The 20,678-nt window shown below is 68.1% G+C and carries 22 protein-coding genes and 1 pseudogene; 6 read left to right on the top strand and 17 right to left on the bottom strand.

Annotated features, from left to right (window positions below):
* Positions 1-414: 414 nt before the first annotated feature.
* On the bottom strand, positions 415-2,763 hold the full coding sequence (locus ACQ860_RS23485) for a type IA DNA topoisomerase (protein ID WP_431305712.1): 2,349 nt from the start codon (positions 2,761-2,763) through the stop codon (positions 415-417).
* 260 nt (positions 2,764-3,023) lie between these two features.
* Here ACQ860_RS23485 and ACQ860_RS23480 point away from each other — a divergent pair, with 260 nt between their 5' ends.
* The 4 genes from ACQ860_RS23480 (at position 3,024) to ACQ860_RS23465 (ending at position 7,275) form a co-directional block, all read left to right on the top strand.
* Entirely contained in the window at positions 3,024-4,346 is a 1,323-nt protein-coding gene (locus ACQ860_RS23480) for a replication protein RepA (RefSeq protein WP_431305711.1), read from the top strand.
* A gap of 335 nt (positions 4,347-4,681) precedes the next feature.
* Positions 4,682-5,524, top strand: a complete 843-nt coding sequence (locus tag ACQ860_RS23475) for an HpcH/HpaI aldolase family protein (RefSeq protein ID WP_431305710.1) — start codon at positions 4,682-4,684, stop codon at positions 5,522-5,524.
* 50 nt (positions 5,525-5,574) lie between these two features.
* The gene (locus tag ACQ860_RS23470; protein WP_431305709.1) at positions 5,575-6,717 is read left to right on the top strand and encodes a hypothetical protein; all 1,143 of its coding nucleotides are present in this window, start codon (positions 5,575-5,577) and stop codon (positions 6,715-6,717) included.
* 381 nt (positions 6,718-7,098) lie between these two features.
* A complete protein-coding gene (locus ACQ860_RS23465; RefSeq protein ID WP_431305708.1) occupies positions 7,099-7,275 on the top strand; it encodes a hypothetical protein in 177 nt (58 codons plus the stop codon).
* A 73-nt stretch (positions 7,276-7,348) separates the two neighbouring features.
* Here the strand turns inward: ACQ860_RS23465 and ACQ860_RS23460 are convergent, their stop codons facing one another.
* The 4 genes and pseudogenes from ACQ860_RS23460 to ACQ860_RS23445 all read right to left on the bottom strand — a co-directional run bounded on the left by ACQ860_RS23460 (position 7,349) and on the right by ACQ860_RS23445 (position 8,758).
* On the bottom strand, positions 7,349-7,480 hold the full coding sequence (locus ACQ860_RS23460; RefSeq protein WP_431305810.1) for a DUF2161 family putative PD-(D/E)XK-type phosphodiesterase: 132 nt from the start codon (positions 7,478-7,480) through the stop codon (positions 7,349-7,351).
* A pseudogene (locus tag ACQ860_RS23455) lies at positions 7,478-8,250 on the bottom strand (IS3 family transposase); the annotation flags it as partial. The gene ACQ860_RS23460 and the pseudogene ACQ860_RS23455, both read right to left, overlap by 3 nt.
* A 107-nt stretch (positions 8,251-8,357) precedes the next feature.
* Positions 8,358-8,453 carry a hypothetical protein gene (locus tag ACQ860_RS23450; protein ID WP_431305707.1) on the bottom strand — a complete coding sequence of 32 codons (96 nt, stop codon included), beginning with the start codon at positions 8,451-8,453 and terminating at the stop codon, positions 8,358-8,360.
* A 41-nt stretch (positions 8,454-8,494) separates the two neighbouring features.
* Complete coding sequence (locus ACQ860_RS23445) at positions 8,495-8,758, bottom strand: SDR family oxidoreductase (protein WP_431305706.1); 264 nt, start codon at positions 8,756-8,758, stop codon at positions 8,495-8,497.
* A 165-nt stretch (positions 8,759-8,923) separates the two neighbouring features.
* On the opposite strand from ACQ860_RS23445, the gene ACQ860_RS23440 reads away from it, so the two are divergent.
* A complete protein-coding gene (locus ACQ860_RS23440; RefSeq protein WP_431305809.1) occupies positions 8,924-9,166 on the top strand; it encodes an AMP-binding protein in 243 nt (80 codons plus the stop codon).
* 7 nt (positions 9,167-9,173) lie between these two features.
* Here the strand turns inward: ACQ860_RS23440 and pcaG are convergent, their stop codons facing one another.
* Genes pcaG through ACQ860_RS23425 form a run of 3 tightly spaced genes read right to left on the bottom strand, consistent with a single transcriptional unit; the run spans position 9,174 to position 11,534 of the window.
* Complete coding sequence (pcaG, locus tag ACQ860_RS23435; protein ID WP_431305705.1) at positions 9,174-9,782, bottom strand: protocatechuate 3,4-dioxygenase subunit alpha; 609 nt, start codon at positions 9,780-9,782, stop codon at positions 9,174-9,176.
* Positions 9,783-9,795: 13 nt separating this feature from the next.
* Positions 9,796-10,512 carry a protocatechuate 3,4-dioxygenase subunit beta gene (locus ACQ860_RS23430; protein WP_431305704.1) on the bottom strand — a complete coding sequence of 239 codons (717 nt, stop codon included), beginning with the start codon at positions 10,510-10,512 and terminating at the stop codon, positions 9,796-9,798.
* A gap of 44 nt (positions 10,513-10,556) precedes the next feature.
* A complete protein-coding gene (locus tag ACQ860_RS23425; protein WP_431305703.1) occupies positions 10,557-11,534 on the bottom strand; it encodes a Bug family tripartite tricarboxylate transporter substrate binding protein in 978 nt (325 codons plus the stop codon).
* A gap of 132 nt (positions 11,535-11,666) precedes the next feature.
* On the opposite strand from ACQ860_RS23425, the gene ACQ860_RS23420 reads away from it, so the two are divergent.
* Positions 11,667-12,473 carry an alpha/beta fold hydrolase gene (locus tag ACQ860_RS23420; protein ID WP_431305702.1) on the top strand — a complete coding sequence of 269 codons (807 nt, stop codon included), beginning with the start codon at positions 11,667-11,669 and terminating at the stop codon, positions 12,471-12,473.
* Here the strand turns inward: ACQ860_RS23420 and ACQ860_RS23415 are convergent, their stop codons facing one another.
* From ACQ860_RS23415 to ACQ860_RS23375, 9 genes are all read right to left on the bottom strand, one after another.
* Positions 12,474-13,511 carry an MBL fold metallo-hydrolase gene (locus ACQ860_RS23415; RefSeq protein WP_431305701.1) on the bottom strand — a complete coding sequence of 346 codons (1,038 nt, stop codon included), beginning with the start codon at positions 13,509-13,511 and terminating at the stop codon, positions 12,474-12,476. It lies immediately after the preceding gene.
* Positions 13,512-13,591: 80 nt separating this feature from the next.
* A complete protein-coding gene (locus ACQ860_RS23410; protein ID WP_431305700.1) occupies positions 13,592-14,350 on the bottom strand; it encodes a GntR family transcriptional regulator in 759 nt (252 codons plus the stop codon).
* Positions 14,351-14,360: 10 nt separating this feature from the next.
* Positions 14,361-15,287 (bottom strand): NAD(P)-dependent oxidoreductase, encoded by a 927-nt coding sequence (locus ACQ860_RS23405; protein ID WP_431305699.1) that lies wholly within the window; start codon positions 15,285-15,287, stop codon positions 14,361-14,363.
* Positions 15,288-16,067 carry an enoyl-CoA hydratase/isomerase family protein gene (locus tag ACQ860_RS23400; RefSeq protein WP_431305698.1) on the bottom strand — a complete coding sequence of 260 codons (780 nt, stop codon included), beginning with the start codon at positions 16,065-16,067 and terminating at the stop codon, positions 15,288-15,290.
* The gene (locus tag ACQ860_RS23395) at positions 16,064-17,026 is read right to left on the bottom strand and encodes a Bug family tripartite tricarboxylate transporter substrate binding protein (RefSeq protein WP_431305697.1); all 963 of its coding nucleotides are present in this window, start codon (positions 17,024-17,026) and stop codon (positions 16,064-16,066) included. Before ACQ860_RS23395 ends, ACQ860_RS23400 begins: the two co-directional genes overlap by 4 nt.
* 5 nt (positions 17,027-17,031) lie before the next feature.
* Positions 17,032-17,991, bottom strand: a complete 960-nt coding sequence (locus tag ACQ860_RS23390) for a Bug family tripartite tricarboxylate transporter substrate binding protein (RefSeq protein ID WP_431305696.1) — start codon at positions 17,989-17,991, stop codon at positions 17,032-17,034.
* Between the two features lie 18 nt (positions 17,992-18,009).
* Entirely contained in the window at positions 18,010-18,870 is an 861-nt protein-coding gene (locus tag ACQ860_RS23385; RefSeq protein ID WP_431305695.1) for an amidohydrolase family protein, read from the bottom strand.
* Positions 18,867-19,466: a carboxymuconolactone decarboxylase family protein gene (locus ACQ860_RS23380; protein WP_431305694.1), complete on the bottom strand. Its 600-nt coding sequence runs from the start codon at positions 19,464-19,466 to the stop codon at positions 18,867-18,869. The genes ACQ860_RS23385 and ACQ860_RS23380 overlap by 4 nt, the downstream gene beginning before the upstream one ends.
* The gene (locus ACQ860_RS23375; protein WP_431305693.1) at positions 19,466-20,674 is read right to left on the bottom strand and encodes a CaiB/BaiF CoA transferase family protein; all 1,209 of its coding nucleotides are present in this window, start codon (positions 20,672-20,674) and stop codon (positions 19,466-19,468) included. The genes ACQ860_RS23380 and ACQ860_RS23375 overlap by 1 nt, the downstream gene beginning before the upstream one ends.
* Positions 20,675-20,678: the final 4 nt, after the last annotated feature.

Here is a 20,678-nt window from a genome sequence, read left to right as displayed (position 1 = left end):
CGCAGGTTTCCTGGGGTTTTGTGCAGTGGGCTTGAGGGTTGGAGAACGCAACGAACCCGGAAATCTCTCTCCAGAGCGCCCAAATTCTCCGAAGCTTGAGGGTAGGCCGATTTAACCCTCAAGGTTCAAGTGGCTGAAAATAAAGATTTTTATTTGGGCTATGCTTGAGGCTTTTCGGCATCGCCAGCGCCCTCCAAAAGAATCCGGGAGTGCAACTCCCGACATCGGCTCGCACCCTCGTCATTCACCTCCCCCTCCCGCCGAGCTCTCCAACAGTGCCCCCGGGCCCAAAGCACCGATATCAGGCCCGCACGAATCGCCTTGGAGTTCCGCGCCCGCCGAATCGTGCGGCAGGGGTCGAACATCTTTCCCAGGAAGTCGTAGGCCAGCGCATAGCCCTCAAGATCGAGACAACTACAACCATCCACGAGCCCGAAAGGCCGCGAGATCAATACCCGGCGGCGCATACCAACCGCCCGCCCCATATCGGGCGCCGAGTTGCAAAGCCACGTCCTTATTCCCGAACGGAATCCGTAACGGCGTGGTCTGCTCACCGAGGCTCCCGCTTTGTCTGGCCTTGGCAGACTTGTTGCTGACGATTTTCTCAGCCTCCTGGCCCGCCTGTTCAGATCGGGCTTTTCTTTTGCGTGCCGGTGGCGTGGCCGGCCCGATAGAAGCTGGCATCCGACGCACGCCAACAATTTGACGAGACGGCGATGGCCTGGCGGCCGGGAGTGAAGCCTTCGCGTCGGCGGAGGCCTCGGATGGCGCCTTGCGCGATGCATGTTGGTCGAGAAAAGCCCGGCATACTGCGCCAGATTTGGTGTAGCCCCGCGGAGGCTTGAGCCCCTTCTGCCGCGCGAGGCTATCGACGAAACTTTTCATCGCTGGCGTCGGTGGTCGATCGGGCCCCTTGCCGACAACTGTGCTGCCAAACACTCTCGCATCAACTGCGCAGGCGCCCTCCTGCAAGCGGCCGATGATCCGGCTAGCTTGGGCGCAGACGGCATCTATTGCGCTGACCATGTCCTGCTGCCCCAAGAGCACATCATCCAGCAGCCTCTCCATCTGCGCGGTCACTCCAGGGTCGACCAACGCCGGATCGGCCCGTTCCAGCACCGCAAACAGGGCTAGGCCGCGGTCGGTGGGCACGATGTGCTTGCCATCTGACCGCAGAAAATCCTGTTGCTTGAGGCCCCGAATGACCTCGGCCCGCGTCGCCGGTGTGCCGATGCCCTTCGCCTCCTTCAATCGTTCCCGCAACACATCGTCTGCCACGAAACGCCAGGCGTTCTGCATGGCATCGACCAAGGTCCCTTCATTGTATCGGGGCGGTGGCCGGGTCTCCTTACCCTCAATCTGCGCGTCATAAAGTCGGGCGGTTTCGCCGTGCCTCAGAACAGGCAGCATCTGCGCATCCTCCCCCTTTTCGTCAGCAGGTTGCCATTCAGGGAAAGCCGCTCTCCAGCCCAGTTCGATCGGTTGCCGGCCGGTGGCGCGAAACTCACTGCCGCGGACATCCATCGTCACGGTCGTTTGCCGGTAGCGAAAATCCGCCATCATGGCCGCCAAGTAGGAGCGGGCGATGATGTCGAATAGCCGCCGTTCATCGATCGAAAGCCGAGGCCAAACCTCGCGAAGTGTCTCCACCCTGTTCACGTTTGGAATAACGGCGTGGTGGCTCGCTCCCGCCAATCCTTTGTCATGGAAGTTGCCGCTGGCACCTGTCCGGATCACGGGCGGCTGTGGAACCGGAATGGCGGCGAAGGCTCGCCCAACCTGCAATCCGGCAATGATACGAGGGACATCGCCGAGCAGGTTTTCCGGCAGGTAGCGGGTCTCCGCCCGCGGGTAGGTAATGATCTTCTTGCCCGCGCCGTCGTAGAGTTCCTGGGCCACCTCCAGCGTGCGGGTGGCCGACCAGCCAAAGCGCGAGCCGCACAGCTTTTGCAGCGAAGGCAGGTCGTGCAAGCGCGGAGGTCCCTGGCGCTTATCTTCGACCCTGACCGCAAGTGGCGCCTCTAAACCCTCGGCCACCGCGGCGATCGCTTCTGCTTCCGTCCGTTTAAGAATTCGCTCCTTTGGTGCATGGCGCAGGCGGAGTTGTCCCGCCGCCACCTCGGCAGTCGCCACGACCTCGAAGTACGTCTGGGGCACGAAGTCGAGGATCTCCAGTTCCCGCTTGCAGACGATGGCCATGGTGGGAGTTTTCACCCGCCCCACGCCGATAACAGTTCGGGCGCCACCACCCAACGTGACGGTCGCAGTGCGGGTGAGCGATAGATTGTAGATCTGGTCAGCCTGCCGTCGCGCGACAGCGGACGCATAGAGCCGAGCAAAGTCGCCATTCGGCTGGGCCCTGGCGAAGGCATCCCGAATGGTCTGCGGGTCCTGCGCCGTGAAGATCACTCGCATCACTGTGCCACGATAGTTGTAGTGCTCCAGGATCTCCTGGCCGATCAACTGGCCTTCCCGGTCGCAATCCGTGGCCAGCCAGACGCGACGGGCTTTCTTCAGCGCCATATGGATCGCCTGGAGCTTGCTCGCCTTGTTTCCGCCGGCTGCTGGCTTGGTGCCGTAGAGACCGTCTGGCCGCAGGAGAACCGGGCTCCACCGCTTCCAGTCGGCCACGACCTCCCCAGGCTCCAGCAGATCAAACAAATGACCCTCAGCTGGAAGGATCGCGCCATAGCGCGCACCAACGGCCATGCGGATGTCTTTCGCCTGGCTCGTCTTCTCGGTGATGACGATCTGATCGGTCATGCTCACGAGAACGTTCTTTATATGTTCTCTATGCCGCCGACCAGATGCCAAATCGAGGCGACGGCGCTAACCGGCGGGGGCGGCAAATGCGCTCGCGAATGATCGAGTGTGACCCGGCATTGTGGTTGGCAGCAAACCAGCCTTTCCTCCCGCATCGCCAGGGCCTATCAGCGGGATGGCGGTGCGGCCCAGGCGCTCGCTCGAAATTCCGCAGCCTGGAGCGCGTCCCTCCCTCTCGTCTCACAGTGAGTTCTACAAGCATGAGCTTGGATCATCCGCCGCACGCGATGGCGCCGAATGCTGCCGACACGCAGGCAGGCGACACTGTCATCTGGTCGCACGCAGCATTCTGCAGCGTCGCGTTGCCGGTGCGAGCTTCACGCGGAGCTTGGCAGCGCGAGACTGGACCTGCTTCCGTTCGCATTGAGCCTGGCTCGATCGACGATATGGTTCCCAGTGGACGCATCCTTCGCCTGAGCATGATCCATATCTGCGACGCTGCCTTCCGTGCCAATAGCCAGGTCGTCGAGCTCGGCAAGGATCGAGCGTTGCTGGCTGCCACTCTGGGCATTGATCCGAAAACACGCGATCTGACCGATCAGTGGCAGCGTCTCCAGGCGGCACGACTCATATGGTCGGGAGATGGCACCGGGGAAATCAGCGTTTTCGACGCGCGGAGCCGACGTCGTCCCGGTGACCTTGGATGGCGATCGGGTGTCCGGTTAAGCGCCAAGTTCCTATCCAGTCTGGTCGACCACGCCGTCGCATTGGATCGACGCGTCGTGCGCAAACTGTCGGCCACACCAGCTGCGCTGGATGCTTATGGTTGGATCACCATGTCGCTCTGCCGCACAGCAGTTGGCCAGATCGTGACCATGCCATGGGACGACTTGCTGAGACGATTCGGCACGGCATCGCAGGATATCGCCGAGTTCAGATCCAGCTTCGAGGCTGTCCTGCGCCTCGTCTTCGAGGCGGAAAGCTCGATCGATCTGGCAGTCAGTGATGATGGAGTTAGCGTTCGTCGCGCGGAACCTGTGCAGAATAGCATCGCTGCCAAAGGCACCATGCCGATGGAGCCAGATCACCATCTCAGCAATGCCGATGGCATGGCCCAGTGTGAGCGGCAGCCGGTTCTACCAACCGTAACATCCGTTGCCGCGGTCGCTCCGCCGGCTGCGCAAGATCCGGCCCCCGTGCCTTCGGAGCGCTCACCCCCGGAAAGGCAACCAGTCGCCACCTCCGCCGCAGTCGATCGGATTACCCAGGACAGCGTCAGCTTGCCCAGACACCTGACCGGCCTGGCGCAGGTGATTTGGCTGCGGCGTGGACACGGCGAAGAGAACATATTGGTGGGGGTCACGCCCGGCCCGCGTTTCGAAGCCGAGAGGCTGACAGTGCTGGCAGTGGAGCCGATGGTCTTGCAAGTGAGCGGCGGATTGCACGAAAGGGACTTCGAGCACGTTGCGCCATGGGTGATGACCAACCGCGATGTCATCGACGACTTCTGGGAGGGCCTGATAACCTCTATGGCGGAGTTGACCCGCCGCGTGCGCAAGGCACCGGCCCAAGGCTGGCGTTAAGCGAGACGGATGCAAGGCCGAACTGCCTCTCCCACTCCAGCGGAAACGGCCCCATCAGCGCCGGCAGCGTCACACCTTCAGGCTGCCGTCCGTCCAGCATCGCCTCGACAATGGCCGGCGCCAGCAGCGTCAGCTGCAGCAGGCTGCCCAGATACCCCCACTCGATCCGCTGCGCCGGGAGCCGTTCGGCAGGCCCCCGCTTCCTGAACACCTTACGACGAGCACGACGCCTCAGCGCTAGGTGTTTACGGCATGTGAAGCCGGTCAGGTTGCTGAACTGTCCTGATGGGACGAAGCTTGGAATTATTGCCCCATCCGCCGGAGAAAACGAAACCATGCGCCCCAACCGCCTGCGCCAGAAGCTGAACGCCGGGGAACCGACGATCGGCACGCATATCCTGTCCAGCTGGCCCACGCTCGTGGAACTGATTGGCGACGCCGAGAACTACGACTACGTCGAGTTTACTGCGGAGTACGCGCCCTTCACCATGCACGACCTCGACAATCTCGGCCGTGCGTTCGAGCTGAAGAACCTCGGCGGCATGATCAAGGTCGAGCAGAAGCAGTACACGCACCAAGCGATGCGAGCGATCGGGTCGGGGTTCCAGAGCGTGCTCTTCGCCGATATCCGGACGGTGGCGGATGCCGAGGCCTGCGTTGCCGCAGTGCGCGCCGAGACGCCAGGCAGCGGCGGCCGGCTCGGCGTCGGCATGCGGCGCGATGTCGGCACGGTGCTGGAGGGCGGCTCGCCGGCCTATGTCGATGCTCTAAACGAGGTGGTGATCGCCATCATGGTCGAGAAGCGAGAATGCGTGCAGGACCTGGAGGCGATCCTGTCGGTTCCTGGCATCGACATGGTGCAGTTCGGGTCCTCCGACTACTCGATGAGCCTCGGGCTTACCGGGCAGCGGTCGCACCCTGATGTGGTTAAGGCGGAGCGCTGGACGATCGAGACGGCACTGCGGATGGGCAAGCATCCGCGTGTGGAACTGGCAGATATTTCGGGCGCGGCGCCGTATCTGGAGATGGGGGTGAAACACTTCTGCATCGGCTGGGACGTGCGGATCCTATACGACTGGTGGCGCACCAACGGCGCGGGCATCCGGGGGATGCTGACGGGCGAGGCGACGACGGCGACTACGCCCGCGCCGCAGCCGGGTAAGGCCGGAACGTACTGAAGGGCCGGCCGGAGCGGTCGGGACCATCAGCGCATCAAGGGGTAGGCGACATGACCGGCAACGGACTGCACGGGCTGGAACTGCGCTCGCGCATCAGCGGGGACGGCCTGCTGGAGCTCTCTTTGCAGGAGGCGGCAGTGTCCGAACCGGCCGCCGACGAGATCGTCGTGCGGGTCGAGGCGACGCCGATCAATCCCTCGGACATCGGCGTCCTGCTCGGCCCGGCCGCGCTCGATACGGCCGAGTTCGCTGGAACGGCAGCACGGCCCGTGGTGCGCGCGCAGGTGCCGGCGACGGCGCTGACGGCCATCGCCGCCCGGCTCGATGCTTCGCTACCCGTGGGCAATGAAGGCGCAGGCACCGTGGTGCGCGCCGGTGCCGAGGCCGCGCATCTGCTCGGGCAACAAGTCGCGGTGTTCGGCGGGGCGATGTGGGCGCAGTACCGCCGCGCCAGGGCGGCGGAGTGCTTGGTTCTGCCCGCGGGGACGATGCCGCGCGACGGCGCCTCCTGGTTCGTCAATCCCATGACCGCGCTGGGCTTCGTGGAGACCATGCGCCAGGAGGGTCACACTGCCCTCGTACACACCGCCGCGGCCTCCAACCTCGGCCAGATGTTGAACCGCATCTGCGTGGCGGACGGCATCGGCCTCGTGAACATCGTGCGCAGCCCACAGCAGGCGGCGCTGCTGCGCGGCCATGGCGCCAGCCATGTCGTCGACAGCAGCACCGCGGACTTCACCGCAGCGCTGACCGCGGCACTGGCGGAGACCGGTGCCACCCTGGGCTTCGACGCCGTGGGCGGCGGACCGCTGGCCGGGCAGATCCTCGCTGCGATGGAGGCGGCAGCAAGGCAGGCCGCCAGCGGCTACAACCACTACGGCTCGGGCCGGCACAAGCAGGTCTACCTATACGGCCAGCTGGACACCGGGCCCACCACCTTCGAGCGCGCACCGATCGGCTTTGCCTGGGGGCTGGGCGGCTGGTTGCTCATGCCCGCGCTGAAGAAGCTGGGTGCAGCAACGGAGACGCGGCTGCGCGCCCGCGTGGCCGCCGAACTGAAGACTACATTTGCCAGCCACTACACCGCTGAAATCTCCCTGGCCGAGGCGCTGAGGCCGGAGATCATTCGGGCCTATTGTCGTCGAGCAACGGGGGAGAAGTTCCTGATCCTGCCGCAGCAGGGGTCGGGCTGAAGCTCGAACCATCAATTCTCGGTCGCTGGCATCTGCTTCACCCCGCTACCTCGGTCTACCAGTGCGATGCTGACCACCGGGGTGCCGGCATTGTGGGATCGCAAGCGCCTCGCGCTGCACCGCCCATTCCGGCGAAAACGGCTCCAACAGCGCCGGCAGCATCACACCCTCAGGCTGCCGCCTGTCCAGCACCGCCTCCACGATGTCTGGCGCCAGGAGGGTTAGGCGGAGCAAGCTGCCCAGATAACCTCTCTCGATCCTCCCGGCAGCCGCCATCTCCGTGATCGAGGCATAGCGCCCCTCGTCCAGCATCCGCTGATATCGGAATTCCCTGGCCAAAGCCTTCGCGCCGGTTGGCGTGAGAAGCAGCCCGCTGCCCTGATGGAGGACGACAAGCCAGTCCAGGAGATGAGCGATGCCGAGTTGGAGGAGGTCATCAGGACAGCCCGCAGGAGCAGTGCCCTGCCCACCTCCCACACCGTGATCGAGCGCCGGATCGTGGATCCCAAGAACCCGGAGCGTCCCGTCATCGATGGCGACGCCAGCGAAGCCGACTGATGCCTACAACAGCGGGAGAAGCGCATCTGTTCAACACCGACCAACGACCGTTGCTCGGTGGTGAACAGGGGGCTCAGCCCTGGACGGAATGCACCGGTTCAGGGGCAGATGGCGACCAGCGCGAGAGCGCTGCCGCTCCAGCCGGGGTCAGCCGGTAAACACCGCGGCGTTCTCGTTCGAACCAGCCATAGACATTGCGCAGCAAGATATCCGCCGCCTTGAGCCGGCGCCCTAACCGAATGGCCAAGCACTCCCGGCTGACTTCATCCACCACGTTAAGCATCCGGAACTTGCGACCGTCCCGGGTGCGAACCTCCACGAAGTCGTAAGCCCACACGTGGTTGGCCCGCTCCGGCCGCAGCCGGAGGCACGACCCGTCACTGAGCCAGAGCCGGCCCCGCTTGGGCTGCCGCGCCGGCACCCTCAGCCCCTCACGGCGCCAGATCCGCTCAACGCGATTGTGATTGCAAGACCAGCTCCCGGCCCTGAGCAAGGCCGTGACCCGGCGGTAGCCGTAGCGCCCATACCGCCGGGCCAAGTCGATGATGTTTTCCGTCAGCGCCGCTTCGTCATCGGCCGGTGTGCACGGGCGGCGCTGCACCGAGCGATGCTGGCCCAGCACCTTGCAGGCCAACCGCTGCGAGACGCCCAGCTTGCCCGTCACGTGCTCGACGCAGCCCCGACGACGGGCGGCGCTTACCAGTTTCCCGACGCGGCTTCCTTGAGCACCAACTTTTCCAGCGTAAGATCCGCCACGGCTCTGTGCAGCCTGCCGTTCTCCTGCTCCAGCAGCTTCAGGCGCTTCACCTGATCCAGCTTCAGACCGCCATACTCTGCCCGCCAGCGGTAGTAGCTCTGCTCGGTCACGCCGATCGTGCGTAACGCCTCAGCAGCAGTCTTGCCCTGCGCCAGTAGCACCTCCACCTGGCGCAACTTGGCCACGATCTCCTCCGGCTTGTGATGTTTCCTCGCCATCCCAACACCCTCCACCGTTGTACCGGGTTCACTTTACCGGCGGACCGCTTCTAGGGGGTCAGGTCAATCGTTATATTCCGAGCCCGCGCCGGTCATCCACCGCAAGATCACCCCACCATGCTGAAACCGCCGCTGACGCTGATCACCTGCCCGGTGATCCAGGAGGCGCCTGGTGAGGCCAGATGCACCAAGGTCGGCGCCACATGCTCATGCAGGCCGAGGCGTCGCAGCGGATAGGCGCGGGTCAGCTGTCGGGGTTCTCGTCCAGCCCGGCCTTGTCGGAATGCTGCGGCTCGATCAGTCCGAGGCTAACCGCATTGGCTGTGGTCCAGGACCGCCCCATCTCGCGCGCCAGCGACTTCATCAGCGCGATGGTGCCACCCCCCGCCGCAGCGACGATGGAGAGCCCGCTCTCGCCCACGCGTGAGGAATCCCCCACCAGGCTAATGATGTGGCCATTCTTCCGCGCCTCGATGAAGGGCGCGGCGGCGTGGCACCAATGCAGCAAGCCGTAGAGGCCGGCGTTGATCTCGATGGCGGCGGGCGCACCGCCGTCGCCATCAGCTGCTTCATCACGAAGGTGGAGATCGGCCGACCCACGCCGCGATAGGGCCTGGTCGGCGCCTTGGAGGTCGCGACCGCGCGGACATGGCCGCGATAGGTCACCAGCGGCCTGCCAATGCTGGGGCTGACGGTACGGTTGCTGGATCCGGCCACGGGCGAGGATGCCGCTCCGGGCGCCGAGGGCGAACTCATCGTGCGCGGCCCCAATGTCACACAGGGCTACCACAATAAGCAGGAAGAGACGGCGCACGCGCTCCGGCGCGGCTGGTATCACACCGGCGATCTGACCCGCGCGGATGCAGACGGGCTTCTGCCCATCACCCGCCGGCTGCAGGAACTACCGCCGCGCTGAGGCGCCCTCAATCCTCGAAGAAGGGTGTTTCCTCCACGGCTTCGCCCTGCAGCCGAATGTCGAAGCGGAACACCCGCACCCCCGCCTCCATGCCCTCCGGCACCGCGACCAGCTTGTCGCGATGCGCCCCCGGGACCAGGGTGAGGAGCGGATCGGCCGCGTTCTCCGCCGGGAAATCCGGGAAGAAGACGATGGTCTGCGCCCGGCGCATCAGTCCGGCCCCCATCACGCTGAGGTTGATGTGCGGCGCGCGCCGCCCGCCCCTTTCGGCATAGCCGCCGGGCAGGATGGTGCGGAATTCGTAGCTGCCCTCGGCATCGGTCCAGGCGCGGCCCCAACCCAGGAAATCCGGATCCGCCAGATGCCGCTCGGGGTCGAGCGGGTGGTTGAAGCGGCCCGCCGCATCCGCCTGCCAAGCCTCCAGGATCTGGTTCAGGCAGGGCACCGCCTCGGCCCGCAGCACGCGGCCGCGCAGCAGGATCGCCTCGCCGCGCGATGTCGGTTCGGCCTCCTGCGCAACGCGCGTCAGGTCATTATCGCCGGCTTGGAAGAAGGTGCGCGGGAAGAACGGGCCGATCGTGTGCTGCGATGTCGGCGGGAGCAGGGAGTTGGACATGGGGCGGCACTCCTCAGGGCGTCATCGGCGTGGCGTGGCGGCCGCGCAGCACGATGTCATGCGTGAAGCCGAGCCACTCATCGCCCACCTCGGCCGGCGGCAGGTCGCGCGCGATCAGACGCTGCCGCGCCGCGCGGTCGGGGATGGAGTTCAGGATGCGGTCCAGCGCGTTCAGCGGATCGCCCTCGAAATACATCTGCGTGACGAGGCGCGAGAGCGAGGAGGGCCCGATCACCGAGAAATGCAGATGCGGCGGCCGCCACCAGGTCTCCTTCACCGGCACGGGATAGGCGCCAGGCTTGATGGTCATGAAGGCGTAGCGCCCCTCCTCATCCGTCTGGATGCGCCCATTGCCGACGAAGTTGGGGTCGAGCGGCGCGGCACGCTGGTCGATCGGGTGGAAATAGCGGCCCGAGGCATTGGCCTGCCACAGCTCGACTATGGCGCCGCGCACGGGCCGCCCCTCCTCATCCAGGATGCGGCCCGCGATGTGCATGAGCTGGCCGATGGCGAACTTGCCGGGCGAGAGTTCCACGAGATTGGAATCGCCGCAGGGCAGCTTGCGCTGGAGCTCCACGGGGCCTGTCGCCTCTGTGCGCGTGGCGGGGCGACGGATCGCCGGTTGGGAGGGCGTGAAGGTCCAGGTGTTGGGATAGCCCGCGATGGGTACCGCGGGCTCGATGCCCTGGGGCCAGGGTGCGAAGCTGTCCGGAACGTCGCTGGCCGTCATGGTGTCCTGCCCTTCCTCTGTGTTCTTGCGGTTAAATTGCGGCATCACTCGTCCGGGTTGAAGCCGGAAGCGGCGACGATGGGGGCCCATTGGTCGCGCTCGCGCAGCATGCGGCTTCGGAAGGCGGAGGGTTCCATGAGGAGCGGCGCCATTTCCAGCCGGGCGAGGCTCTCGCGGATCGAGGCGCTCTCCATCGCGGCGGCGATGCCCGCGTGCAGCGATGCCACCACCGGCTCCGGCGCGCGGGCGGGGAGCAGGGCGCCATACCATTCCTCATAGGTCAGGCCGCCGAGGCCAGCCTCGGCGAAGGTGGTGACATCCGGCAGCCGCTCCAGCCGCGTCGGCGCGGTGACGGCGAGGAGGCGCAGATCCCCGCTGCGGTGGAAGGCCGTCAACTCGCCGATCGGCAGCAGCACCGCCTGGATGGAACCCGAGAGCAGCCCCTGGATCGCGGGCGCCGAGCCGCGGAAGGGCACATGCGTCATGCTGATGCCAGCGAGCCGCGCCAGCTGCGTGCCGATGAAATGCGGCATGGAGCCGGGCACCGGGCTCGCCCAATCCACCGCGTCGCGCGTCTTCGCCCAGGTGATGAACTCCTGGGGCGTGCGGGCCGGGTGGCGGGCGCTGACGGCGAAGGCGAAGGGAAAGATGCAGACCGGCGAGACCGGTGTGAAATCCGCCGCCACATCGTAGCGCAGCGTGCGCGTGTAGAGATGCGGATAGATCGTCAGCATGCTGGCCGGCGTCACCGCGAAGGCGCTGCCATCGGCGGGGGCGGCCTTCAACGCCTCCAGCGCCAGGCGTCCGCCCGCACCCGCGCGGTTATCCACGACGAGCGGGCGACCGAGCGAGGCCCGCAGTTGCTCGACATAGAGGCGCGTGATGATGTCGGCCGTGCCGCCGGGCGGAAAGCCGACATAGGCGCGGCCAGCCTGGACTGTCTGCGCCAAGGCGGGGGCGGCGAGGCACAGGCCCGGCACGGAGGCCAGCAGGGTGCGGCGCGAATGCTGCGGACGGATCATGGACGGGGCTCCCTCGAAGGCCTGTGGCAGGGTTGCTGCCTTGTTGCCGGGATACTCGCCTCGCCCCGCTGTAAATGTCAATGATATGGTTTATTGGATGAAGAGCCGGCCTGACCGGCAGGAGGAGACGGCATGACCCATCCATCCCCTGGACCACGCACCGCGCTGCTGCACCTGCCGCATGGCCCGCTCGAGGTCGGCGTGATGGGCGAGGGCCATCCCCTGCTCCTCATTCCATCGCTCGGCCGCGGGCAGGAGGATTTCGACGGCATCGCCCCGGGTCTCGTCGCGGCAGGGCTGCGGCTGATCCGGCCGGAGCCGCGCGGCGTCGGCCGCTCGGCTCCGCTCGTGCCGGGCGCCACGCTGCATGACATGGCCGCCGATGTCGCGGCCGTGCTGGAATGGAGCGGCGCGGGACCCGCGCTGGTGGCCGGGCATGCGGCCGGCAATTGGGTGGCGCGCGTTCTGGCGCATGACCGCGCAGAGCTGGTGCGCGGCCTCGCCCTCCTTGCCGCCGTCACGAGCGCCGAGATCGATCCCGCCATCAGCCATGCCATCTCCTCCAGCTTCGACATGTCGCTGAGCGATGCGGAGCGGCTCGGCCATCTCCAGCGTGCCTATTTCGCGCCCGGCCATGATGCGAGCGTGTGGCTGGCGGGCTGGCATCCCGCCGTCTCGCGGGCGCAGCGCGCGGCACGGGCCGCCACGCAGGATCGCGCCTGGCTACGCGCGGCCGAGGAGCACCCGCTGCTCTACCTGGCCGCCGGCGAGGATGCGATCGCGCCCCCGCCCTCCGAGGCGGAATTGCAGGCGAGCCTCGGCCCACTCGCGCGCCGCGCGGTCATCGAGCGCGCAGGGCATGCGCTGTTGCCGGAACAGCCGGCGGCGGTAGTGGCAGCGCTGGTGGGTTTCGCGCGGGAGCTTTGGCCCCAGGCCTGATCAGGCGCTCCAGGCCGCCATGGTGGCTCGCGCGCATTCATGCATGACGGTCAGCGCCCGCTGCGTCGCGTCACTGCCGATGACGAAGGGGTTGGGCGCGCCCGGCTGCATCCGTGCGAGCTTCTCCACCGCCTCGTCATAGAGGTTGTGGTTGGAGAGGAAGACCTCGACATTCTGCCGCGCCGCGATCTCCCGCGCGCGGGCGGTGGCGTCGATGTAGCCTTGCAGGCGCGGGATGCGGTCCGCGCGGCGGCCGAAATTGAAGGCCGTGCCACCCCAGAGCATGGCACGATGCGTCCGCCCACCCTGGCGCACGTCAAACAGCAGCGTGATGGTCCCCATGGTGTGCCCTGGCGTGATCAGCACATCGAGATTGGTGTCCCCAAGCCGGATGACATCGCCATCCTGCACCGAGACATCCCGCCGTGGCGGCCGGCCCCAATCGGCGCGGTCGAATTCGAGGCCGGTCTCCATCATCGTCCAGTCCAGCGCACTGCACACGACGCGGCAGCCGGAGCGGCGGATGATGTGCCCCGCGCCGCCATAATGGTCGCCATGGCCATGGCTGATGACAAGCGTGCGGATGCGCGCGGGATCGAGGCCCAGCTGGCGCATGCCCGCCTCGGTGATGCGTTCGGCATCGGCGTCATTGTCCATGGCGTCCACCAGGATGATGCCCTCCGAGGTGGTGATGGCCCAGGCGCTGACCCAGCGGCTGCCGAGGAATTGGAGATTGTCGAAAGCCGGGCCGGGCGGCGGGGCGGGCAGCGCCATGAGCTGGTCGGGCGTCATCGCGACCCGGCCGGGCGTGGGGGAGGCGACCTCGCCCAGCACGAGATAGGCGCGCAGATCATCGCCCGCCGCCGCCCGCGCCGCGGCCAGATGCTGCTGCACGGCGGGGTTCTGCGCGGCTGCCGGGCTGGGCGGCAGGGCGAGGGCCAGGCAGCAGGCGCAGCCCAGGCCCAGAAGGCCACGGCGGCCGGGAGTGACGGCCTCGGCGCGCAGTGCGGGTCGGGGAGAAGGGGTCAGGAAACGCATGCGGGACACTCCTGGGTCGGGCTGGCCCAGAATGCCCCGACGCACCGCTAAAAGTCAAAGATATGGTTTATAGGGCGAATTCAGCGCAGCTTGATGTCGATCCGCACCACATCGCCGCGATAGATGCCGTCCGCCACCAGGATCAGCACGCCGTTCTGGTCCATCGCCGCGCGCCGCACGAGCGCGACCGGCGCGTTGAGCGGCAATTGCAGCGCCGTCGCCGTCTCGACATCCGCAGTGCCGATGGTCAGCGTCTGCCAGGCCTCGGTGATCTGCACGCCGGGGATGCCGGAAGCGAGCTTGAGCGCCGTCTTGCCGCGCAGATCGGCCGCAGTGACCTTGGCGCGCAGGCGCTGGTCGAGGAAGACCTCGGTCACCAGGAAGGGCTGGCCATCCCGCCAATGCCGGCGGCGAATATGCGCGTAGCGCGGCGCCTTCACCCCCATCTCGGAAGGCGGCGCCGGGATCTCCAGCACGCCGCGCGTCTCGCCCAGCACCTCGATCTCGGCGCCGTCGCGCGCGCGGAGAAGGCCGGTCCAGTCTGTCTCCACCTCGCACCAGATGCGGTTCTCGGTGGGCGGTTGGCGCACGAAGGTGCCCTTGGCGCGGAAGCGCTCGATCAGCCCTTCCGCTTCCAGCTGTCCCAGCGCTTGGCGGATGGTGGCGCGCGCCACGCCGCATTCCGCCGCCAGGTCATCCACAGTGGGAATCTGCGCGCCGGTTTTCCAGACGCCCTGCTCGATCCGGCGGCGGAAAAGCGTGGCGAGTTGGATGTAGCGCGAGACGGCGCTGCGGTTGAGATCAATCGCGGAAGCGGCGGGGCGGGCGGCCAGGGACATGCGCCCCTGGTTACCCGGCCCGGGCGGCGGCGTCCAGGAATTCGCGGCCTTCGCGGAAGGCCTCGATATCCGCCAGCATGCGCGCGATCAGTGCGGCCCGCGTCTCGCGCGTCAGCGACGCGCTGTGCGGCGCCAGCACGACATTGCCGAGCGCCAGGAAGCGCGGATCGAGCGCCGGCTCGCGCGCGAAGACGTCGAGGCCCGCACCCGCGACGCCGCCCGATTCCAGCGCCGCGATCAGCGCCTCCTCATCCACCAGCGCACCGCGCGCGATGTTCACCAGCACGCCCTCCGGTCCCAGCGCGCGCAGTACCGCCGCATCCACCATGCGATCGGATTCGGGTGTCGCGGCGAGCGCCAGGATCAACACACCGGCGCGCTCGGCCAGCGCCAGCAGCGAGGGCAGGCGCGGCCAGGGCAGCTCCGGCTTCTCGCGCGGCCCGGTCCAGACGACCGCCATGCCGAGCCCCGCGCAACGCCGCGCGATGGCCTGCCCGATGCGCCCCATGCCGACGATGCCCACCGTCTTGCGATGCAGGCTCAGGCCGAGCCGCATGCGCTCGGGCCCCCAGCGCCCGGCGCGCACGAAGCGATCCGCCTCCGCCACCAGCCGCGCCGCGCCATACATCAGGCCGATCGCGGCATCGGCCACATCCTCGGTCATCACATCGGGCGTATAGGCGACGGCGACACCGCGGCGTGCGGCGGCCGCGAGGTCAATCCGCTCCAGCCCCGTGCCCTGGCTGGAGAGCAGCTTGAGGTCCGGCAGCCGCGCCAGCGCCGCATCCGTCGCACCCTGTATCGCGGTGGTGACGGCGATGCGGAAGCCGGGGCGCGAAGCGAGCGCCGGATCGTCCGGCACCAGCTCGTAGCGCGCCTCCAGGGCGGCGCGCAGATCGGCGGGGATGGGGCAGAGCAGCAGCAGCGCCTCGCGCATTTACTTGCCCTTGAAGACGGGCTTGCGCTTCTCAGCGAAGGCGCGCCAGGCCTCCTGCGTGTCCTCGGTGCGGGAGAGGGCGGCGGTCTGCGACTGTTCGAAGACATAGCCCTCGTGCAGCGGCATGTACTCCGTCACCTGGAAGCTGCGCTTGGCCGCCTGCACGGCGAGCGGCACCTTGCCCGCGATCTCGGCGCCGATCTTCTGCGCTTCCGCCAGCAGCGCCTCGCGCGGGAGGCAGGCGGAGGCGACGTTCATGCGTAGCAGATCGGGGCCCTGCATACGGCGCGCGGTGTAGATCATCAGCCGCGCATCGGATTCCCCGAAATGCCGGCGGACATGCTTCACGCCGCCAGCGAGGCCCACATCCACCTCCGTCATGGAGAGATAGGCGTCCTCGGCCACCAGGATGATATCGGCACAGAGGGCGAGGACGGCCCCTGCCCCGATGGCCGGCCCGTTCACCGCCCCGATGACGGGCTTGCCGCAGCCCATCACGCAGTCGAAGGAGGCGCGCGTGACGCGGTTGTGGCGGGGATAGGCGCCATGCACGCCCGCGATGTTCGGGCGCTCCTTCAGATCGGCGCCCGCGCTGAAGGCCTTGCCCGCGCCGGTCAGGATCACGGCGCGCACATCGTCGCGGTCATGCAGCGCGTCGAAGACCGCGATGAGCTCCTCCTTCATCGCGCGGTTGATGGCATTGACCGGCGCGCGGTCCAGCGTGACGGTCGCGACGAAGTCGGCGACCTCCAGCTTCAATGTTTCAAAACTCTCGCTCATTCGATCCGGATCCCCGCGGCTTCGATCACCTGTTTCCAGCGTGCGCTCTCGCGCGCGATGGTCATGGCCAGTTCCTCCGGCGTGGAGGGCGTGGCTTCCTCGCCCAGCGCTTCCATGCGCGCCCGATAGGCGGGCTCGCTCAGGATGCCGACAATGGCCTGGTTGAGGCGCAGCACAATCTCGGGCGGCGTGCCGCCGGTGGCTGCGATGTAGTTGAAGGGCGCGGCGTCGAAGCCGGGCAGCGTCTCGGCCAGGGCAGGCCATTCCGGCACCAGGGGCGAGCGCTCGGGCGTGGTCACGCCCAGCGCGCGCAGATGGCCGGTGCGAACGGGTGGCAGCAGGATGGAGAGCGTGTCGAGCGCCATGCTGACCGTGCCCGCCACGAGGTCCGTCACCGCCGGGCCGGTGCCGCGATAGGGCACATGGGTGATGTCGATGCCGGCCATGAATTTCAGCATCTCGCCCGCCAGATGCGAGGAGGAGCCGACGCCAGAGGAGGCGAAGCTCAGCTGGCCCGGCCGCGCCCGTGCTAGCGCGATCAGCCCCGCCACGTCGCTGACGCCAAGCGAAGGATGCACCGCCAGCAAGTTCGGCGCGCGCTTGTAGCCGGAGACGGGCGCGAAATCCCGCACCGGGTCATAGGGCAGGCTGCGCATGAGATGTGGATTGATGATCTGCGGCCCCGGCGTGCCGTAAAGCAGCGTGTGCCCATCCGGCGCCGCGCGCGCGACCAGCTGCGCGCCCAGCGTGGCGCCGCCGCCCGGGCGGTTCTCCACCACCACGGGCTGGCCCAGCACCGCCGAGAGCGGCGCGGCCAGTTGGCGCGCGGAGGCATCGGCCGACCCGCCGGCGGCGAAGGGGCAGATCAGCCGGATTGGCCGGCTCGGGAAGCCCTGGGCCAAAGCGGGTGCTGGCAGCGCAGCCATGCCGGCGAGGAGGGAGCGGCGAGGCAACGTCATGCGGGTCAATCCAGCCGGGCGCCGGTGGCGCGCACCACCTCGCCCCAGGCACTATAGGTCTGGCGGATGAAGGCCGCGAAGGCCTCGGGCGAATCACCGACGATGCGGCCGCCCTGCTCGGTCAGCACACGGCGGGCCTCGCCCTCCTCGGTCGCGGCGCGGATGGCGGCATTGAGGATCATGATGCGCTCGGCCGGAATGCCGGCGGGGCCGAGCACGCCATACCAGGTCTCGCTCACTAGGCCGGGCACGCCGGCCTCGATCGCGGTCGGCACATCTGGCAGCACGGCGATGCGCTGCTCGGCTGTGACCGCAAGCGCCGGCAGCGCGCCAGCCCGCACCTGGGAGATCAGTGCGGGCACGTCGGCCAGCAGGATCTGGATGCGGCCGGCGAACAGGTCGGTCACCGCCGGGGCGGCGCCGGGATAGGGGATGTGCGTGATGTCGATGCCGGTGCGCAGCTTCAGCAATTCGCCCGCCATGTGCAGCGAGGAGCCGATGCCTGCGGAGCCGAAGGCAAGCTGGCCGGGCCGCGCGCGGGCCATCGCCACCAGTTCCGAGAGCGACCGGATGCCAAGCCCGGGTGCGACGGAGACGATCTGCGGCACGCCCAGCACCTGCCCCACGGGCGCGAGATCGCGCAGCGGGTCATAGGGCATGTTGGCGCGCAGATGCGGCAGGATGACGATGGCGCCGCTGCTCGCCATCACCAGCGTATGCCCATCCGGCCGCGCCTTGGCCGCCGCATCCACACCGATGACGCCGCCCGCGCCCGCGCGCGATTCCACCACCACCGGCCGCCCCAGCCGCTCGCTCATCACGCGGGCGACGACGCGGGCGATGATGTCCGCCGGCCCGCCGGCGGCGAAGGGCACGATCATGCGGATCGGCTGGTCCGGGAAGCTTTGTGCCTGCGCGCCGCCGGCCAGGGCGGGCAACATCAGCGTGGCCCTGCGTGTGATCATCCGGCGTCCTCCCTGTTCCTATGCCGCGTCGAAACCGAAGAGCGCCGCCGGGTTCTCCACCAGGATCCGCCGCGCCAGCGCGTCGTCGCCGAGCCAGCCGAGAAACTGGTCCAGCATGGCGCCCGCGTCGGGCGCCGGCTCCATGCGCACATAGGGCCAGTCTGATCCCCAGATCACGCGGTCCGGATTGGCGGCCACCAGGCGCTCCTGCAGCGGACGCAGCCGGGCCGGATCGCCACCCGGTACGCGGCACAGCGTCGCCTTCACCCAGACGCGTCCCTCGCGCAGATGGCCGAGCACCGGGTCGAAGGCGGGATCCTCCACGCCTTGCGGCATGGCGAGGTGATCGAGCACGAGGGGCAGGCCGAGCGGTGCGAGACGCGGCAGAAGCACCGCGCATTGCGCGGCGCTGGCCCAGAGATGCGCATGCCAACCCAACGCCCGCAGCCGCGGCGCTAGCGCCACCAGCGAATCCGTCCCGATGCTGCCGGGATAGCGGCCGCCGCCGCCCGGGGCCTGCATCTCGGTGAAGCGCAGCGCGCGCACCCCGGCCCCATGCCAGGCCTGCAGCGTCGCGTCGCTGATCGTCTCATCCGCGATCATCACGCCGCGCAACCGCCCGGCGCCACGCGTCAGCGCATCCAGCATGCAGGACGCATCGCGCCCATAGGGAGCCGGTTGCACCAGCACGGCACGCGCGATGCCAAGCCGCGCGCGCACCGCGGCATGCACCTCGAGCGAGGCCTCGGGCAGCGCATAGGGCGAAGGGCCCGCCGCGAATTCCGGCCCGCCGAAGATGTGGGTGTGCGTGTCGCAGGCGCCCGCCGGCACCGCATGGCGCGGCGCCGAGACGGCGGGTGCGGGCACTCGCTCCGTCACGGAGGGGACTCCGCCGCCGGCAATTCGAAGAGGCCGGTGGCGGGCGGAGTGAGCGGTTCCGTCTCGCCCTCGGGCAGCGGGATGCCATGCGCGTTCAGCGTCATCGAGACCATGGTGTAGTAGCCGATGAGCGCCGTCAGCTCGACTACGCCCTTTACGCCGAAGGCCTCGCGCACGGCGGCATAGGCGGCATCCGGCACGCGGCCCTCCTGCTGCAAGGCGCGCGTGAAGGCGTAGATCATCGCCTCCTGCGCGTCCGTGAAGACCGGCGGCGTGCCGTCGCGAATGGCGTCGAGGATGGCGGGCGCGATGCCCGCCTCGGCGGCGCTGCGGGCATGTACCCACCATTCCACCTGGCTGCTCCAGCGCCGTCCGGTGACGCAGATCGCGAGCTCCGAAAGCCGCTTGGGCAGCGAGGTGCCGAAGCGCAGCGCCTCGCCCATCGCCGACCAGCGGCCGGCGAGTTCGGCATTGTGGATGGCGGCGCGCAGCGGGCCGATCACGGTGCCGCGGGGGCCCGCGACCACACGGTCCCAGACCGCGCGCTGCGCCTCATCCAGCTCCTCGCGGCCGGGCAGGGGAATGCGGGGGGCCATCAGATCACGCCCTTCGCGGCCAGCGCCGCACGTTGTCCGTCGTCCAGGCCGAGTTCGGCGAGGAGTTCCGCCGTGTGCTGGCCGAGGGTGGGCGGCGCGCGGTCGAAGACGAGCGGCGCGTCCCGCATGCGGATCGGGCTGACCACCTGCGGCACGGTGCCGGCCAGCGGATGCGGCAGATGCCGCAGCATCTCGCGATGGACGATCTGCGGGTCGGCGAAGACATCGGGCACGGTGTTGATCGGCCCGCAGGGCACGCCGGCGGGGTCGAGCAGGGCACCGAGCTCCGCGCGGGTGAAGTCGCGGAATCGTTCGGCGATCAGGGGCGTCAGCTCGGCCTCGTTGCGCACGCGGTCGGCATTGCGGATGAAGCGCGGGTCGCTCGCCCACTCCGCGCGGCCGATCGCCTCGCAGAGCTTCACGAATTGCCCGTCATTGCCGACCGCGAGCACGACATGCCCATCGGCGCAGGGGAACACATCCTGCGGCTGGATGTTCGGATGCCGGTTGCCCGCGCGATGCGGAACCTTCGCGCCCACCAGCCAGTTCATCGCCTGGTTGCTGAGGAAGGCCGCCTGCACGTCGAGCATCGCAAGATCAATGCTCTCGCCCTCGCCGTTCCGCTCGCGCTTCGCGACGGCGGCGAGGATGGCGATGGCGGCATACATGCCCGTCATCAGGTCCACGATGGGCACGCCCACCTTCTGCGGCGCGCCGTCCCGCTCGCCGGTCAGGCTCATCAGCCCGCCCATGGCCTGGATCATGAAGTCATAGGCGGCCTGGTCGGCGCGCGGGCCATCCTGGCCGAAGCCGGTGACGGAGCAGCAGATGAGGCTCGGCTTCAGCGCACGCAGGCTGGCGGAATCGAGGCCGTATTTCGCCAGCGCGCCCGCCTTGAAATTCTCCACAACCACGTCGCAGCGGAGTGCCAGGTCGCGCACCAGCGCCTGCCCCTCCGGCTTGGCGAGATCCACCGTGACCGAGCGCTTGCCGCGATTGACCGAGAGGAAATACCCGGCCTCGCGCGTCGGCGTGCCGTCTTCGGCCTTGAGGAAGGGCGGGCCCCAGCCGCGCGTGTCGTCGCCCACGCCGGGGCGCTCCACCTTGATCACGTCGGCGCCGAGATCGGCGAGGATCTGCGTGGCCCAGGGCGCCGCCATGATGCGGCTGAGATCGAGGATGCGCAGATGCGAGAGCGGCCCGGGCATGGGT

The organism is Sediminicoccus sp. BL-A-41-H5 (assembly GCF_050632405.1).
In the GTDB taxonomy this organism is placed as follows: domain Bacteria; phylum Pseudomonadota; class Alphaproteobacteria; order Acetobacterales; family Acetobacteraceae; genus Roseococcus.
The sequence above is the reverse complement of the archived record's forward strand: the minus strand, read 5'-3'. Positions and strand labels throughout refer to the sequence as shown.

Coding starts and splice junctions, on each gene's coding strand:
- ACQ860_RS23400 (WP_431305698.1), bottom strand. CDS start 16,067: ATGAGCGAGAGTTTTGAAACATTGAAGCTGGAGGTCGCCGACTTCGTC.
- pcaG (WP_431305705.1), bottom strand. CDS start 9,782: ATGTCCAACTCCCTGCTCCCGCCGACATCGCAGCACACGATCGGCCCG.
- ACQ860_RS23405 (WP_431305699.1), bottom strand. CDS start 15,287: ATGCGCGAGGCGCTGCTGCTGCTCTGCCCCATCCCCGCCGATCTGCGC.
- ACQ860_RS23380 (WP_431305694.1), bottom strand. CDS start 19,466: ATGGCCCCCCGCATTCCCCTGCCCGGCCGCGAGGAGCTGGATGAGGCG.
- ACQ860_RS23375 (WP_431305693.1), bottom strand. CDS start 20,674: ATGCCCGGGCCGCTCTCGCATCTGCGCATCCTCGATCTCAGCCGCATC.
- ACQ860_RS23420 (WP_431305702.1), top strand. CDS start 11,667: ATGACCCATCCATCCCCTGGACCACGCACCGCGCTGCTGCACCTGCCG.
- ACQ860_RS23470 (WP_431305709.1), top strand. CDS start 5,575: ATGACCGGCAACGGACTGCACGGGCTGGAACTGCGCTCGCGCATCAGC.
- ACQ860_RS23390 (WP_431305696.1), bottom strand. CDS start 17,991: ATGATCACACGCAGGGCCACGCTGATGTTGCCCGCCCTGGCCGGCGGC.
- ACQ860_RS23465 (WP_431305708.1), top strand. CDS start 7,099: ATGGAGGACGACAAGCCAGTCCAGGAGATGAGCGATGCCGAGTTGGAG.
- ACQ860_RS23425 (WP_431305703.1), bottom strand. CDS start 11,534: ATGATCCGTCCGCAGCATTCGCGCCGCACCCTGCTGGCCTCCGTGCCG.
- ACQ860_RS23410 (WP_431305700.1), bottom strand. CDS start 14,350: ATGTCCCTGGCCGCCCGCCCCGCCGCTTCCGCGATTGATCTCAACCGC.
- ACQ860_RS23415 (WP_431305701.1), bottom strand. CDS start 13,511: ATGCGTTTCCTGACCCCTTCTCCCCGACCCGCACTGCGCGCCGAGGCC.
- ACQ860_RS23485 (WP_431305712.1), bottom strand. CDS start 2,763: ATGACCGATCAGATCGTCATCACCGAGAAGACGAGCCAGGCGAAAGAC.
- ACQ860_RS23480 (WP_431305711.1), top strand. CDS start 3,024: ATGAGCTTGGATCATCCGCCGCACGCGATGGCGCCGAATGCTGCCGAC.
- ACQ860_RS23430 (WP_431305704.1), bottom strand. CDS start 10,512: ATGACGGCCAGCGACGTTCCGGACAGCTTCGCACCCTGGCCCCAGGGC.
- ACQ860_RS23475 (WP_431305710.1), top strand. CDS start 4,682: ATGCGCCCCAACCGCCTGCGCCAGAAGCTGAACGCCGGGGAACCGACG.
- ACQ860_RS23395 (WP_431305697.1), bottom strand. CDS start 17,026: ATGACGTTGCCTCGCCGCTCCCTCCTCGCCGGCATGGCTGCGCTGCCA.